Source organism: Streptomyces sp. NPDC059010 (assembly GCF_042740355.1).
GTDB lineage: Bacteria > Actinomycetota > Actinomycetes > Streptomycetales > Streptomycetaceae > Streptomyces.
In genome coordinates, this window is the sequence record NZ_JBHYJA010000071.1 from 21,698 (window position 1) to 36,884 (window position 15,187).

General features: G+C 70.7%; 16 protein-coding genes. 5 read left to right on the top strand and 11 right to left on the bottom strand.

Annotated features, from left to right (window positions below; all coding sequences use genetic code 11):
* Positions 1 to 264: 264 nt before the first annotated feature.
* Both ACFWYS_RS43910 and clpS read right to left on the bottom strand, forming a co-directional pair.
* Positions 265 to 873, bottom strand: a complete 609-nt coding sequence (locus ACFWYS_RS43910; protein WP_384782161.1) for a DUF2017 domain-containing protein — start codon at positions 871 to 873, stop codon at positions 265 to 267.
* A gap of 38 nt (positions 874 to 911) precedes the next feature.
* Positions 912 to 1,229 (bottom strand): ATP-dependent Clp protease adapter ClpS, encoded by a 318-nt coding sequence (clpS, locus tag ACFWYS_RS43915; protein ID WP_030945914.1) that lies wholly within the window; start codon positions 1,227 to 1,229, stop codon positions 912 to 914.
* Positions 1,230 to 1,320: 91 nt separating this feature from the next.
* Between clpS and ACFWYS_RS43920 the strand changes: the two genes are divergently transcribed.
* The gene (locus ACFWYS_RS43920; protein WP_384782163.1) at positions 1,321 to 2,679 is read left to right on the top strand and encodes a nicotinate phosphoribosyltransferase; all 1,359 of its coding nucleotides are present in this window, start codon (positions 1,321 to 1,323) and stop codon (positions 2,677 to 2,679) included.
* A 135-nt stretch (positions 2,680 to 2,814) separates the two neighbouring features.
* Positions 2,815 to 3,405 carry an isochorismatase family protein gene (locus ACFWYS_RS43925; protein WP_384782165.1) on the top strand — a complete coding sequence of 197 codons (591 nt, stop codon included), beginning with the start codon at positions 2,815 to 2,817 and terminating at the stop codon, positions 3,403 to 3,405.
* A gap of 114 nt (positions 3,406 to 3,519) precedes the next feature.
* On the opposite strand, the gene ACFWYS_RS43930 is transcribed toward ACFWYS_RS43925, so the two are convergent.
* Together ACFWYS_RS43930 and ACFWYS_RS43935 are read right to left on the bottom strand one after the other, a co-directional pair.
* Entirely contained in the window at positions 3,520 to 3,864 is a 345-nt protein-coding gene (locus ACFWYS_RS43930; protein ID WP_384782167.1) for a hypothetical protein, read from the bottom strand.
* 121 nt (positions 3,865 to 3,985) lie between these two features.
* Positions 3,986 to 6,334, bottom strand: a complete 2,349-nt coding sequence (locus ACFWYS_RS43935; protein WP_384782168.1) for an immune inhibitor A domain-containing protein — start codon at positions 6,332 to 6,334, stop codon at positions 3,986 to 3,988.
* A gap of 402 nt (positions 6,335 to 6,736) precedes the next feature.
* On the opposite strand from ACFWYS_RS43935, the gene ACFWYS_RS43940 reads away from it, so the two are divergent.
* Entirely contained in the window at positions 6,737 to 6,985 is a 249-nt protein-coding gene (locus tag ACFWYS_RS43940) for a hypothetical protein (protein ID WP_272117370.1), read from the top strand.
* A 42-nt stretch (positions 6,986 to 7,027) separates the two neighbouring features.
* Here the strand turns inward: ACFWYS_RS43940 and ACFWYS_RS43945 are convergent, their stop codons facing one another.
* Entirely contained in the window at positions 7,028 to 7,669 is a 642-nt protein-coding gene (locus tag ACFWYS_RS43945) for an RDD family protein (protein ID WP_384782170.1), read from the bottom strand.
* Positions 7,670 to 7,813: 144 nt separating this feature from the next.
* Positions 7,814 to 9,331 (bottom strand): RDD family protein, encoded by a 1,518-nt coding sequence (locus ACFWYS_RS43950; RefSeq protein WP_384782172.1) that lies wholly within the window; start codon positions 9,329 to 9,331, stop codon positions 7,814 to 7,816.
* Positions 9,332 to 9,595: 264 nt separating this feature from the next.
* Between ACFWYS_RS43950 and ACFWYS_RS43955 the strand changes: the two genes are divergently transcribed.
* Positions 9,596 to 10,009, top strand: coding sequence for an SsgA family sporulation/cell division regulator (locus tag ACFWYS_RS43955; protein WP_384782174.1), 414 nt, complete (start codon positions 9,596 to 9,598; stop codon positions 10,007 to 10,009).
* Positions 10,010 to 10,026: 17 nt separating this feature from the next.
* Here the strand turns inward: ACFWYS_RS43955 and ACFWYS_RS43960 are convergent, their stop codons facing one another.
* Positions 10,027 to 11,433 (bottom strand): FAD-binding oxidoreductase, encoded by a 1,407-nt coding sequence (locus ACFWYS_RS43960; protein ID WP_384782176.1) that lies wholly within the window; start codon positions 11,431 to 11,433, stop codon positions 10,027 to 10,029.
* Between the two features lie 105 nt (positions 11,434 to 11,538).
* On the opposite strand from ACFWYS_RS43960, the gene ACFWYS_RS43965 reads away from it, so the two are divergent.
* Entirely contained in the window at positions 11,539 to 13,020 is a 1,482-nt protein-coding gene (locus ACFWYS_RS43965; protein WP_384782178.1) for a tetratricopeptide repeat protein, read from the top strand.
* A 1-nt stretch (position 13,021) separates the two neighbouring features.
* Here ACFWYS_RS43965 and nthA read toward each other — a convergent pair whose 3' ends face one another.
* The 4 genes from nthA to ACFWYS_RS43985 are packed head-to-tail and all read right to left on the bottom strand — an operon-like array spanning position 13,022 to position 15,065.
* Complete coding sequence (gene nthA, locus ACFWYS_RS43970) at positions 13,022 to 13,603, bottom strand: nitrile hydratase subunit alpha (RefSeq protein ID WP_384782189.1); 582 nt, start codon at positions 13,601 to 13,603, stop codon at positions 13,022 to 13,024.
* Positions 13,593 to 13,910, bottom strand: coding sequence for an SH3-like domain-containing protein (locus tag ACFWYS_RS43975; RefSeq protein WP_384782179.1), 318 nt, complete (start codon positions 13,908 to 13,910; stop codon positions 13,593 to 13,595). The genes nthA and ACFWYS_RS43975 overlap by 11 nt, the downstream gene beginning before the upstream one ends.
* Positions 13,903 to 14,184 (bottom strand): hypothetical protein, encoded by a 282-nt coding sequence (locus ACFWYS_RS43980; protein ID WP_384782181.1) that lies wholly within the window; start codon positions 14,182 to 14,184, stop codon positions 13,903 to 13,905. Before ACFWYS_RS43980 ends, ACFWYS_RS43975 begins: the two co-directional genes overlap by 8 nt.
* Before the next feature lie 20 nt (positions 14,185 to 14,204).
* Positions 14,205 to 15,065, bottom strand: coding sequence for a Teichoic acid biosynthesis protein C (Precursor) (locus ACFWYS_RS43985; RefSeq protein WP_384782183.1), 861 nt, complete (start codon positions 15,063 to 15,065; stop codon positions 14,205 to 14,207).
* Positions 15,066 to 15,187 lie beyond the last annotated feature (122 nt).

Sequence of the window (15,187 nt, forward strand, 5' to 3'; positions counted from 1 at the left end):
GAGCTGTGCCTGACCGACGATCCGTCGGCCATACGGCGCACCCGGCCGAACATTCGGGTGGTGCTCGGCGGGCGTCGTGAAGATTTATCACGGCCGTAACAATGATCGGCCATGGATTATGTGGCGCATCACACAGGAAGAACCGGACAAAATCATCGCCGCCTCCCAGAGTGGGCGGCGGCGGTGACACGATCGTTATCCGGATTTGAGCGTCCGCTGAGCGAACACAAAACCGTCACAGATGACGGCCAAAAGGGGCACGAGTTACGGCAGCAGCGTCGCGACCAGCGTCTCCTGGAGCCCGCCCAGCCACAGATACGCCATCACCATCGGCTTGCGCGGGTCCTCGTCCGGGAGCCGGTAGAGCAGGTCGGTGTCGTCCTCGTCGGCGATGTCCAGCCGGGAACCGATGGCCAGGCGCAGATCGTTGAGGGCGCCGAGCCAGCGCTGGGACTCCTCGACGGAGAGCTTGAGCACCGCACCGCCCTCCCCGGCGGAGGCGCTGCTGAGCTCGTCCAGGGAGCGGACCACCGCGAGCGCGTTGTCGCGCTTGCCGGCCCGCAGGTCGTTCTCGGTGTAGCGGCGGAACTCCGCGGAATGCGCCCGCTGCTCCTCGGCCTCCTTGGCCTGCGGGGTGCCCTCGGGGTCGCCGTAGGCGTCCGGGAAGAGGCGCCGCAGCACCGGGTCGGCCGGCGGTTCGCTCGGCCCCTCGGCGAACAGCTCGGCGAGCGGGTCGTCGGGGGCGTCCTCGGCGGGGCCGGGACCGATGAGCTCCAGGAGCTGCACGGCCAGCGACCGGATGATGGAGATCTCGACGTCATCGAGGGCGACGGCCGCGCCGCCGCCGGGGAGCGGTTCGAAGGTTCCTGGCATGGAGGCGATTCGCTACTTCCGGTCCTGCGGGCGAGAGGTCATTTACGGTCGTGCTGAAGGGTGGCCCACAGGCCGTAGCCGTGCATGGCCTGCACGTCGCGCTCCATCTCCTCACGAGTGCCGCTGGAGACGACCGCCCGGCCCTTGTGATGGACGTCGAGCATGAGCTTGGTGGCCTTGTCCTTGGGATAGCCGAAGTACGACTGGAAGACATACGTCACGTAGCTCATGAGGTTGACCGGGTCGTTGTGGACGATCGTGACCCAGGGGACGTCCGGCTCGGGTACGGCGAAGGTCTCCTCCGCCGCTTCGGTACGTTCGATCTCTACGGGAGCGGGTGACGTCACAGTGCCCATGCTGCCACCGGAGGGGGGTGGTCGCACAAATCCCCGGCGAACCCATGGACCAAATCGTCAGAGTGACGAGATGGGGGTACCATCGGTTGCCATGAACACAGCGGACCTTGGGCTGCCGGTGGACGTTCCCTCGACGGCGCTCTTCACTGACCAGTACGAGCTGACGATGCTGCAGGCCGCGCTGAAGGCCGGTACCGCACAGCGGCGCAGCGTCTTCGAGGTCTTCACCCGGCGACTGCCCGAGGGACGGCGCTACGGCGTCGTGGCGGGCACCGGACGCGTCCTGGACGCCGTCGAGAACTTCCGTTTCGACGCGGACGTCCTCGGCTTCCTGCGCGAGCGGAAGATCGTCGACGAGGAGACCCTGAAGTGGCTCGCGGACTACCGCTTCTCCGGCGACATCTGGGGCTACCCCGAGGGCCAGGTCTACTTCCCGGGCTCGCCGATCATGCGGGTCGAGGGCACCTTCGCCGAGTGCGTGCTGCTGGAGACGGTGATCCTCTCCATCCTCAACCACGACTCCGCGATCGCCGCGGCCGCCTCCCGGATGTCGTCGGCCGCCGGGGAGCGCCCGATCATCGAGATGGGCGCCCGGCGCACCCACGAGCTGGCCGCGGTGGCCGCCTCCCGCGCCGCGTACGTCGGCGGCTTCACCTCCACCTCGGACCTGGCCGCCGGCTTCCGCTACGGCATCCCCACCGTCGGCACCAGCGCCCACGCCTTCACCCTGCTGCACGACCGCGAGCGGGACGCCTTCCAGGCCCAGGTGGACACCATGGGCCGGGGCACCACGCTGCTGGTGGACACCTACGACGTCGCCGAGGCGGTCCGTACGGCCGTGGAGATCGCCGGGCCGGAGCTGGGCGCCGTCCGGATCGACTCGGGCGACCTGCTGCTGGTCGCGCACCGGGTCCGCCAGCAGCTGGACGAGCTGGGCGCCACCGGCACGAGGATCATCGTGACCTCCGACCTGGACGAGTACGCCATCGCCTCACTGGCGGCGGCGCCGGTCGACGCGTACGGCGTCGGCACCCAGCTGGTCACCGGGTCCGGGCATCCGACCTGCTCGATGGTCTACAAGCTGGTCGCCCGCGCCGAGTCGGCCGACCCGAAGGCCCCGCTGGTGCCGGTGGCGAAGAAGTCGAGCGGCGGCAAGACCTCCATCGGCGGCCGCAAGTGGGCCGCGCGCCGCCTCGACGAGTACGGCGCCGCCGAGGCCGAGGTGATCGGCACCGGGCCGGTCCCGGCGGAGCTCGCCGAGCGGCAGCTGCTGGTCGAGCTGGTGCAGGGCGGTGACGTACTGGCCCGCGAGTCGCTGGATGTCGTACGGGACCGGCACACGCGGGCGCGCGCGGATCTGCCGCTGTCGGCGACCCAGCTCTCGCGCGGGGAACCCGTCATCCCGACGGAGTATGTCAACGGGCGCTCGGGTAGCCGGACGGGGTTGTGAAGCGAGTGCGCCCGGCGTGCTCACTCCATGCCCCCTCCCGCACGGTTGTCGAAGTCTCTAGGCTCGGAAGTTCACGGCCGGGCCGAACCGTTTCACCGTCCCGACCTCAGCGTCCATAACCGAAGGACACCGACCATGCGCCGCGCCTTGATCGTCGTAGACGTGCAGAACGACTTCTGCGAGGGAGGCAGCCTCGCGGTGGCCGGCGGTGCCGATGTGGCCGCCGCCGTCACCGAGCTGATCGGGCAGGCGGCCGGGTCCGGCTACCAGCACGTCGTAGCCACCCGCGACCACCACATCGCCCCTGGCGGCCATTTCTCCGCGAACCCCGACTTCGCCCACTCCTGGCCGGCGCACTGCGTCGCGGGCACGGAGGGCGTCGGCTTCCACCCGAACTTCGCCCCGGCGGTCGCCTCCGGCGCGATCGACGCCGTGTTCGACAAGGGGGCGTACGCGGCGGCGTACAGCGGGTTCGAGGGGGCCGACGAGAACGGCGTGAAGCTGGCCGACTGGCTGCGGGCCCGGGCGGTCGGGGAGGTCGACGTGGTGGGCATCGCCACGGACCACTGCGTGCGGGCCACCGCGTTGGACGGAGTGCGGGAGGGGTTCCGTACGCAGGTGCTGCTGGATCTGACCGCCGGGGTGGCCACGGAGACCACTGAGCGGGCCCTGGAGGAGATGCGCGAGGCGGGGGTCGAGCTGACCGGTAAGCCGGTGGTGGCGTAGCCGAGCCGAGCGCTCCGCAGAGTGCCGTGATTCGCCGTCGGGCGACTGCGGCGCCATCGTGGCTGGTCGCGCCCACGCGGCGGTAGCCGCATATCGATACAGCCCCGCGCCCCTTTAGGGCGTTGCAGCGGGGCGTCTCAGGAGTGCCCGGATCGGGTGCCACAGTTCCTGCATCAGCTCCGGGCCCGCCACGACACCGTTGTCAGGTGCCGTTCGCCATATCAGGCCGTCGGGGTGGTGGAGGACCGCCGTGATCTCGTCGGGGGTCGGTGGGGCGGCGTTGCCGCGTAGGTAGACGGCGCGCATGCCCAGGTTGCGGAGCCTGGTCAGGGCTCGGGCGCGGTTCTGGGCGTGTACGAGGACGCGGACGCAGCCCGTGCCGTCGGCGGTGGGTCTGGGCAGGTTCAACGCCACCACCACGCTGCCGGTCGGCAGCTTGCAGAAACCTCCTGCGGCCATGCGGTCACACCCCCGTGCGAGTCGATGTCAATAAGGGAAGCACAGGGTGCACCTAAACACGAGCGGCGGCAACCCGCCAAGGGGTCGCCGCCGATCATGCTCTGACCTGCGAGTATGCCGACTACTTCACCGCAGGGCCGACCTCGACCTCGATCGTGGAGCCATCCTTGGCCTCCTTGACGATCTTGATCTTGGTGTTGGTGTCAGTGATCTTGACACCCGCGGTCGGGGTCTCGGCGTCGTAGTACGTGTTGGTCCGGTCGTTGAAGACCGGCACCCCCGCACGCGACGGGATCCTGGCCGCGACGTCCGCGTTGTGCAGCGTCATGCCGTCCGTGCGGTAGCGGCTGAACGGCGCGTCGTAGGACTGGACGCGGTTGCGCATCAGCGTGCCGTCGGTCCACTTCAGCGGGGCCGGGTGGGAGTCGATCGGGAGGACCAGGCCGACACCGGGGTGCTTGCTGGTGTTGTTGTCCTGCTGGGAGGTGTCCCACTTCCAGATCAACAGACCGTTCTGGTAGGCGTAGTGCTCCACCCAGGACGGACGGGTCGTCGAGAAGCCGAAGTTGTACGGGCCCGTCTTCAGGGTCTTGTCGTACGACACGTACTGACGGTTCTCGGCGATGTAGTACTGCGCGTAGTCGCCCGTGATGGACGCGCCGATGCGGGAGAAGCCCTTGGTCTTCCAAGCGGCGTCAGCGCTCTCGGCGTTGTCGGAGAACAGGGCCGTGCCGTCGGCGGTCACGGTGATCTCGTCGGCCGCGAAGCCCTTCTGGGCCACGCCGCCGTCCGTCTGGTAGCGGAAGCGCAGGTCGATCTTCTTGCCGGCGTAGGCGTTCAGCGGGAAGACGAGCTTCTTGTACGCGTCCACCGTGCCGGTGATCGCCGGCTTGCCGCTGGCGTCCTTCGGCAGGGCCGTGCCGTCGACCGTGCCGTCGATGGCGGTCCAGTTGGCGCCGCCGTCGGTCGAGACCTCGGTGTAGAGGAAGTCGAACTCGGCCTCGATGTCGTACCAGCCGTCCAGCGTCAGCGAGGCGGCGGACTTGCCGGTGAGGTCCACGGAACGGGTCAGCGTGTTGGCGAGGTTGTCGCCCTTGCCGCTCCACCACTGGTTCGCGCCCTGCGCCGGGGCCACGATCTCGGTGGTGACCTTCTTCTTGGGCAGCTCGACCACGAGGGCCTGCTTGTGCTTGGTGTTGTACTCGGCGACGCCCAGCTTGTGCCACGAACTCGTGGCGGCCTTGGCGGTGTCGTACTTCAGCCAGCCCAGCTGCAGCTTGTCCCAGGCGGTCATGTCGCCGGGCAGGTCACCGATCTCGCTCTTGCCGGTGCCGAGCCAGGAGCCGGAGGACATCAGGGTCCAGAAGCCGGTGGAGTTCTCGCCGCCGGAGGTGTCGTAGTGGTCCGGCAGACCGAGGTCGTGGCCGTACTCGTGGGCGTAGACGCCCAGGCCGCCGTTCTCCGGCTGGACGGTGTAGTCGCCGACCCAGATGCCGGTGTCGCCGATCTTCGCGCCGCCCAGCTTGTTGCCCGCGGGGCCGGTGGCACCCGCGTCGGTGCCGAACGCGTACCAGCGGTGGGCCCAGATCGCGTCGGTGCCCTGCGCGCCGCCGCCCGCGGACTCGTCCTCACCGGCGTGCACGACCTGGAAGTGGTCGATGTAGCCGTCGGGCTCGTTGAAGTCGCCGTCGCCGTCGAAGTCGTAGCGGTCCCACTGGTCGAACTTCGCGACGTCCGTCTTGATCTCGGCGTCGGTCTTGCCGGCCGCCTTCTGCTGGGCGACCCACGCGTTCAGGCCGTCGCTGACGACGTTCCAGACGCTGGAGCAGTTGGTCTGGCCGCAGGCGTTGTTGCCGTAGCGGGCCTCGTTGTACGGGACCTTGACCCAGTCGGCGACCTCGCCGTCGACCGAGTAGCGGCCCGAGGACTGCTTCTCGTAGTACTTCTTGACCGACTCGGTCTTGTTGCCGGTACCGAAGTACAGGTCCTGGTAGTGCTTCTGGTTGTAGTCCGCCTGCCAGGCGGTCGAGTTGTCCTTCGCCCGGTCGGGCTCGGCTATCTGGTTGTGCAGCGGACCGGGCGTGCCGCCGGCCTCGCTGGTCTTGTCGCCGAACTCGACCAGGATCGTGAAGATCTTGTCGGTCTTCTCGCGGCCCAGCTCGACGTACTTGCTGTCGCCCTTCTTGCTCTTGAGCTGGACGACCTTCGAGCCGTCACGCTCCTTCACCTTGGCTTTGCCCGATATGACCTGGTTCAGGGCTTCTTCGCGCTGGGCCTCCTGAGTTTTGCTCATCGGGCCTTCGAGGTCATGGTCGGCGTGAGTGTGCTCCGCCGGGTCGTGCCGCTTCACCGATGCCGCCGCCGCGCCTTCGTCGGCCTGAGCCACCGCGAAGGTCGCGAACGTCGCCGTCGCCGTCGCGAGCGCGACGGTTGTCGCCGCCGCTCTGAACGTCCAGGGTCTGATGGTCACTTGCATCCTCCCCCGCGTCCGGGCGCACGGAATGAAGGGGGTCCTGGTCATGGAGGGTCCGCGCGCGCCTGATCAACGCGTGTAGTCAAGTGACGACATTTGACTAGAGGTTAACCAGAAAAGACAGACCTTGACTTGGACCCGTCAAGTGCACTATGCGGAGTCGATGTTCGCTTTACGGACAACGGCGGCTCCGTCCGAGAGGCGCGTGCGTCTGTCCACTTGGTGGACGCTATGACTCCGTGCGCCCCCTGTGCACCGGCACTGTTGGTTAGGTCACGCTTACGGTTTGTTCCCCTCGGGCATGCACGCGATTAGAGTCGGATGGCGGAACGCCCGGACGTCGGCGGAAAGCCAGGCCGAGACCCCCCGTGCACCCCTGATTCCGAGGACACGATGATCATGCCTCGTCCGACTGCCGCACAGCTCGCCTACGGCTCGTGCACCGTGATCTTCTCGACGCTCGCCATGCTGCTGCTGTCGCAGACGAGTTCGGGTGTGGGGATCGCGGTCATCGCCGTCTCGGCGCTTCTGCTCGGGCTGCTGGTCGCCATGACGGTGCCGATGCCGAGCCGGGCCCGTGTGGTGGCGATGCGCAAGCCCGCCGCCGAGCGCGAACAGACCGAGGAACCCGTACTGACGCAGTCCTGACCCGACATACCCCGGCCTGCGCGATCCCGGGGTACGCCATCCTCAGGTGCTGACCACCACCGTCTTCGCCGCCTTGTCGTGCAGGCCCTGTTTGTAGGGCCGGTCGAAGAAGCTCCAGCCGCCGCAGATCGCGGTCCAGATACAGGCGCAGCAGAACGCGAACGGGATCCACAGCACCGCCGCCCGCGTCAGCGCGCTCTGCGTGGAGGGCGTGGCACCGTCTTCGAGGTTGGCCACCCGCATGTTGAGCAGCTTCTTGCCGAGCGTCTGCCCCGACCTGACGGTCATGAAGGTGTCGTAGCCGATGAAGAGCACGGCGGCGACCAGCGACTGCGCGAAGGACTTGCCGTACTCCACCTTGTCGGCGTCCACGTCGTACTCGTGGTCGCCGAAGCCCCAGGTGAGCAGCCAGACGACGACGCCCACGAGGATCATGTCGATGATGCGGGCCAGCGTGCGCTTGCCGCTGTCGGCGAGCGGCGGCATCCCGGCCAGCGGGTCGGTGGGGAGCCCGCCTCCGCCGTACGGGTCACCGCCACCGCCGTAGGGAGGCGGGGGTTGGCTGCCGTACGGCGGCTGATCACCGTACGGCGAACCCGAGCCCCCGGGCGGCGGGGGCTGCTTCCTGAACGGGTCGTCCTCCGGGGGCGGCTGACCGGAGCCGGGAGGCGGTTCGCTGCTCATGGCCCGAGTCGACCGCGAACCCCACGGCTTCGCATCCGGCGCGGGGCCGTCCGGGGTACGAAATCGCCCGGGCCGTTCGGCGGATACGGCGATCCCGCGACGGACGCAGCGGGACCCGGGCCGGCCGCAGGAGGCCCGGCGCTGTCAGCCGGCGACGAAGGTGCGGGCCGCCTTGTCGTGCCAGCACTGGTGCCACGGCCGGTCGAACAGGCACCACAGGACACCGACGACGCCGATGCCGAGCAGGCCGGGGATGCTGTAGACGAGCCAGCGGCGCAGGGCCGCGCCGAACTCCGGGGGCTCGTGGGCCTCGATGTCCCGGACCTCCAGGCCGAACAGCTTCTTGCCCAGCGTGCGGCCCCACTTGGCGGTGGGCAGGGCCTCGTAGGCCAGGCCGAACAGCAGCAGGACGGCCACGATGATGCCGAGATACACCGACGTGGTGCCGTCCAGCAGCCACACGGTGACCGTCTCGCCGGAGAGCTTGGCGGCGTCGATCTTCTCGTTGACGTGGTCGATCGCCTTGGTGCCGAGCGGTACGGCGGCCACCGCGGTGACGGCGGCCAGGACGACGGTGTCCAGCAGCCGGGCGGCCAGCCGCTTGCCGAGGTTCGCCGGGCGGGCGGCGGCCTGGCGCAGCGCGGCCGCCGCGAACGGGTCCTCCCGCACGGGCTTCCACGGGGCGACCGGCTGGTCGTCACCGGCGAGCCGGTGCACCTGCTGCGCCCAGGAGGACTGACCGCCGCCCTGGCCGCTGCTCATCGGCGGGCCGGACTGCTGGGGGACGCTCGGAGAGGCCTGCTGCGGGCCCGGGAGGCCCGTGGCGGCGGCACCGGCGGCCGGGGCGCCGGCAGCGCCCTGAGCGCCCTGCTGAGCGCCCGCCTGGGCCACCGAGGCACGGTCGGCCGCGGCCTTCCCGGCACCGAAGCCGGGGCCCTGCGGAGCACCGGCCGACGAGCGGGCGCCCGCGTCCGGATGTGCGGCGCCCGGACCGGCGGACGCGCCCGTGCTCCCGGCCTGCGCCCCGGCCGCCCCGCTCTGCTGCCCCGTGCGCGGGGACAGGGCGCGGATCGCCATGGTGCCGGCGTCGGCGCCGGGACCGGCGGGGCTCGGGATGTGCGGGGTGGCCTGCCCGGAGGCGCCGGACCCGGCGGTGGGCCTGCGCATCATGAACGTGTTGCCGGAGGCGAGGCCCTGGGCGTCGGCGTCCGGCTCGGCGGGCGGGGTGTCGACGGCGCCGTCGGCGCGGGCGGCCGTGCGCGGATCCCTCGGACCGGCGGGCTCGGCGCCCTGCTGGGCACCCCAGGAGACACGATGGTCCTGCTCACCGCCGAAGCCGGACTGGTGGGCCGGGTCGGCGCCCCAGGCGGACGCCGACTCGGGACGGCTGCCGTGCCGGGGGTCGGACGCGGCCGGCCCGTCGGCCGGCTCCTCGTCGAAGAAGTGCGGGCCCGTCTCCTCGACCGGGGCGGCCGGGGCGGCGGCAGCGGGCTGCGAGCCCGGCGGCGGGCTGAGCGTCTCGCCGTCCGTCGGCGCCGGACGGCTGGTGCCGGGCACCCAGGAGGCACCGTTCCAGTACCGGACATATCCAGGAATGGACGGGTCCGGGTAATACCCTTCGCGGGGCCTGTCGTCACCGGGGGCCGGGGTTGGGGCGCTCATGTCCGTCGTCCGGTATCTGCTAGAGGGTCGATTCGGGGCCTCCACATCTATCAGACCGACGCAACACGCACCGCCAGTCCCGCAGGACCCACCCCTTTCCGGGCAACCTCGTACACCGACTTCACAACGAACGGAACCCTCTCGGAACAGGGGCGGAAAAAAAGTTCTGTGAAGCCGCGTAATGATTCACGCCCCTGTGCCCTCTCCACTCGTACGGGACCGTCCACAGGGCCCGCGTGCGACACGGGAGAGGACATTCACGCCATGCACTACACCGCCATCGAGCGCGAGCTGGAGCTCAAGCTGATTCTGTCGCCGGAGCGGAGCATCGCCGTGCCGGCCCGGCTGAGTTACCGCAGTGACGATCCGTACGCCGTGCACATCACGTTCCACATCAACTCGGAGCACCCCGTGTACTGGACGTTCTCCCGCGATCTGCTGGTCGAGGGCGTGTTCCGGCCGTGCGGGCACGGGGACGTGCGGGTGTGGCCGAGGAAGGTCGAGGGGCGCAGCGTGGTGCTGATGGCGCTGACCTCGCCGGACGGGGACGCCCTGCTGGAGGCGCCGGCGGCCCAGGTGTCGGCCTGGCTGGAGCGGACCTTGCGGGTGGTGCCCCCGGGGACTGAGGGCGAGCAGCTCGGGATCGACGACGCGCTCGATCAGCTGCTCGCCCAGTGAGGCACGCTCACCAGACGTCAGAACAGCTTGCCCGGGTTGAGGATGCCCAGCGGGTCGAAGACCTCCTTGATACCGCGCTGCATCTCGATGCCGACCGGGCCGATCTCCCTCGCCAGCCACTCCTTCTTCAGGACTCCCACCCCGTGCTCGCCCGTGATCGTCCCGCCGAGTTCCAGGCCGAGGGCCATGATCTCGTCGAAGGACTCACGGGCGCGCCGGGACTCGTCCTCGTCGGCCGCGTCGAAGCACACGGTCGGGTGGGTGTTGCCGTCACCGGCGTGCGCGACGACGCCGATGGTCAGCTGGTGCTTATCGGCGATCCGCTCCACGCCCTCGATGAGGTCACCGAGCCGGGACCGCGGCACACACACGTCGTCGATCATCGTCACGCCACGCACCGCTTCGAGCGCGGTGAGGGACAACCGCCGCGCCTGGAGCAGCAGTTCGGACTCGGCCGCGTCGTCCGCGGGGACCACCTCGGTCGCGCCGGCCGCCTCGCACAGGGCACCGACCGCGGCGAGGTCGGGCGCCGGGTCCGGGGTGTCGAAGGCGGCCAGGAGGAGAGCCTCCGTCGTCTCCGGCAACCCCATGTTCGCGAGGGCGTTCACCGCCTTGACCGTCGTACGGTCCATCAGTTCCAGCAGTGACGGCACATGCCCGCCGGCCATGATCCGGCACACCGCGTCGCAGGCGGCCGCCGCGGACGCGAACTCGGCGGCCAGCACCAGTTGCTGCGGCGGCTGCGGCTTCAGCGCCAGGACGGCCCGGACGACGATGCCGAGCGAGCCTTCGGAGCCGACGAAGAGACGGGTCATGTCGTATCCCGCGACCCCCTTGGCCGTACGGCGGCCGGTGGTCATCAGGCGTCCGTCGGCCAACACCACGTCCAGCCCCAGGACGTACTCGGCCGTCACCCCGTACTTCACACAGCACAGGCCGCCCGAGGCGGTGCCGATGTTGCCGCCGATCGTGCACATCTCCCAGCTGGAGGGGTCCGGCGGGTAGCACAGGCCGTGTTCGCCGACCGCGCGGGAGAGCGTGGCGTTGATGACGCCGGGCTCGACGACCGCGATCCGGTCGACCGGGTTGATCTCCAGGATGCGGTCCATCTTGGTCAGGGACAGCACGATGCAGCCGTCGGAGGCGTTGGCGCCGCCCGACAGGCCCGTGCGGGCACCCTGCGGGACGACCGGGACGCGCAGTTCGGTCGCGGTGCGCATGACGTGCTGGACCTCTTCGACGGTGCGCGGCAGCACCACCACGGAGGGCGCGCCGGCCGGGCAGAAGCTCGCCATGTCGTTGGCGTAGGAGGCCGTGACGTCGGGGTCGGTCAGGACGGCCTCGGTGGGCAGACCCGCGAGCAGCCGCTCGGTGAGGTCACCCCGGGCCCGGTCGGGTGCGGCTTCGATCCTGCTCATGATCACAGCGTGACACCCGGGGGCCATCGGTGTGAACCCCGCGTACGGCAGCCGTGGTGCGGCGGGGTGTGGTCGTCGTACGGGCGCACCGTTTCACGCACAGTGAGCGGCATGGAGAACCGCACAGTGAGCGCCGCGGAGAGCGGCGCCCCGCAGGGCGACGCCCCGGTGGACGGGCAGGGCAGCACACCGGGGCGTCGCCCGCGTGTCCCGCGGCGGGTGCTGATCGCCTCGGTGGCGGGGTGTGCCGTGCTCGGCGTGGTGCTGGCGCTGCTGCCGTGGGGCTCGGGCCGGACCGAGGCGCCGGTGCCGGCTCCGGGGGCGCAGGCGCTGGCCGCGGTCAGCTCGGGGGTGCCGGCCGCGCTGCCCGATCTGGCGGTGCTGATCGAGGAGCGCGAGGCCCGCTTGCGCAGGCATCCCAAGGACGCGGTGTCGTGGGCCGTGCTGGGGGCGGCGTATGTGGAGCAGGGGCGGCGGACCGCGCAGCCGGGGTACTACCCGAAGGCCGAGAAGGCGCTGCGTACGTCGCTGAGGGTGCGGGCGCGCAACGCCGGGGCGATGGACGCCATGGCGGCGCTGGCGAACGCGCGGCGGGACTTCCGGGCGGCGCGCAACTGGAGCGAGGCGGCGCTGGAGGTGGACCGCAGACAGTGGTCGGCGTATCCGCAGCTGATCGAGGCGCACACGGGGCTGGGTGACTACAAGGCCGCCAAGCGCACCCTGGACCGGCTGCTGAAGCTGCGTTCGGGTCCGGCGGTGCGGGCGCGGGCGGCGGCCCTCTACCGGGACCGGGGCTGGCGGGAGGACGCGGCCGTCGCCCTGTCCGACGCGGCGGCGGGCGCCGGGTCCCCGGCCGAGCGGGCGGCGTATTTGGAGCGTGCCGGGCAGCTCGCCTGGGAGCGCGGCGACCTGGACGTGGCCCTGCGCTACTTCCAGGAGGCGGTACGGCTCGACCCCGACCAGCGGGCGGCGCTCGCCGGGCAGGGGCGGACGCTGGCCGCGCTGGGCCGTACGACGGAGGCGCTGAACGCGTACCGGGTGGCGTTCGCCAAGCAGCCGTATCCCGAATACGCCCTGGAACTGGGCGAGTTGTACGAGTCGCTGGGGCTGGGGCAGGCGGCGCGGGTGCAGTACGACCTGCTGCGGGAGCGGGCGGCCAGGTCGGCGGCCGGCGGTGTGGACGAGGAGCTGGTCCTGGGCCGCTTCGAGGCGGACCACGGTGACGTGGAGTCGGCGGTACGGCGGCTGCGGGCCGAGTGGCGCCGTCAGCCGGGCATCGCGGTGGCCGACGCGCTGGGCTGGGCGCTGCACCGGGCCGGGGAGGGCAAGGCGGCCCTGAAGTACGCGCGCGTGGCGACCGACCGGGCGCACGGGGGCGGCGTGCGCAGCGCGCTGTACGTCTACCACCGGGGGCTGATCGAGCGGGAACTGGACATGCCGGGTCCGGCCCGACGGCACCTCCAGGAGGCGCTGCGCATCAATCCGCACTTCTCCCCGACGGGGGTGCCGGCGGCCGACGCGGCGTTGCAGGAGCTGGGGGAGCCGTCGATGGAGAAGGTGCCGGACATGGGAGAGAAGGCCGACAAGGACTGAGCTACAGGGCCGCCGTGCCGATCAGCGCGTTGCGTGTCACCAGCCCCGCGAGCTCCTCCTCGCTCATCCCCTCCGTGCCGTCCGGGCGGCGGGGCAGGACCAGGTAGCGGGTCTCCGCGCTGGAGTCCCACACCGTGATCCGGGTGTCGGGCTGCAGGGTGAGGCCGAACTCGGCGAGGACGGCGCGGGGTTCGCGGACCACGCGGGAGCGGTAGGCCTCGGACTTGTACCAGCTGGGGGACGGGCCGAGGAGACGGATGGGGTAGCAGGAGCAGAGGGTGCAGACGATCACGTTGTGGGTCGTGGCGGTGTTCTCGACGACGCGCAGGCGCTGGTAGGAGCCCTCCATGCAGCCGAGTTCGCGCACCGCCGCCGTACCGTCCGCCAGCAGCCGGGTCCGGTACGCCTCGTCGGTCCACGCCCGGGCGACGACCCGCGCCCCGTTCGCCGGAGAGGCGCCCGCGAGGAACGCGTCGATCGCCTCGTCCAGCTCCCCGCCCGTGAGGACGCCCTTCTCCTCCAGCAGGGTCTCCAGGCGTCGCACCCGGCGGGCGATCGTCGCGTCGGAGTGGTCACCGCTCATCGTCACGGTCCCCTTCGTCACGGGCCTCTTCGTCACGGTCCTCTTGCAGATAGCTCTCCCACAGGTCCAGTACGACCTCATGGTCGCCCGCACCCCACAGATCACACGCCTCGAACCGCACCGCGTACACCTGCTCCACCGGCGCGTCCGCCCGCCCCCGCGCGCTGACGTCGGCCAGTTCGGCCGGTCCCTCCGGCTCGACCACGACGCCGAGCTTGCCCCGCGCGTACCGGGGCAGCCGGGTGTGGTGCGGCGGGTCGTGGCGGTACGTCACCACGCGTACCCCCGGTGCGAAACGGTCAGTCATCGAGCTCACCCGGCTCGATCACGCCCTTGCGTTCGAGGAGGGCGCTGATCGCCTCGAACCAGCGCTCGTAGTACGACGCCGCCAGGTACTCCCGCGGCGGCATCGACTCGATCGCGTCCCGGAACTCGTTCAGATTGAAGATCCCCTGTGCCCGCAGGGCGTTCCAGATACCGAAGACCCGCGCCTCCCAGTCGGCGTGGAAGGGCTCGGTGTCGTCGGTGATGTCGACAGGGCCGAAGCCCTCGACGCCGCCGACGTCGTTGATCCTGGCCATGGGATCAGCGTACGGCCGCGTCATGCCTTGTGCGGCTTGTAGTAGATCGAGAACCTGCGCTGCCCCACCGCCCCGGAGGCGAGACCCAGACACAGCTGTCCCCCGGCGCCTTGGCGGACGGCGAGGCCCTCCGGTTCGCGGTGGTCGAGGGAGTGCCCTGCCTCGGTGCGTTGCCGGTCGAGCAGCCTGCCGGTACGGATGTCGAGGCAGGAGAGGTAGGTGTTGCCGCGTCGCGCGGGCGGGTTGGTCTTCGCGTCGTACGCGGTTCCGGCCAGCTGGTAGAGGTGGTCGCCGTGCAGGGCGTACCCCTGGAAGGGAATGTCGGGGTCGGGATGCGCGCCGGTCTGCGCGAAGTCGGCGATCGGCTCGGAGTAGTCGCGGGCGACGAAGTCGGCGAGGTCCCAGATGCGGTAGCGGGGCTTGCCGTCGACGCGGTGGCGGACGGCGATGCGGCGGGAGGCCGTGCAGACCGACGGCTGGTTGCCGGTGGAGCCCGGGATCGGGTGGCGGACCTTGACGTCGTCCCGGGTGCGGACGGCGCCGTCGAAGAAGCGGAACCGGGTGACGCCACGGCCGTAACCGTCCTTGGCGTCGGCCTCGGTCCAGATCCACACCGTGCCGTCGGAGCCGTGCTGCACGCCCATGGCGACCCCGTGTCCGAAGCCCCGCAGCTCCATGTGGCCCAGCCGCTTGCCCTGGAAGTCGAGCCGGTTCAGGCACAGGTCGCCGGCCGCGGCGCCACCCCGGCGCAGCTGAAGGACGTACAGATGCTTGTTGACCTCGTCGAAGGCGAACGACTGCAGGAGGGTGGGCTCCCTGAGCGTGTCCTTCTTCCACAGCCAGCGCTCGGACGGTGTGGACAGGTCGAAGCGGTCGGCCACTCTTGCCTCCCCGGTCGCGGGGGGGGGGGGGGGGGGGGCCGGCCCCCCCCCCCCCCCCCCCCCCCCGCCGCGGGGGGGCGGTGATCTCAATGAAAAATTATTAAGGTGTCACGACTGAGGAG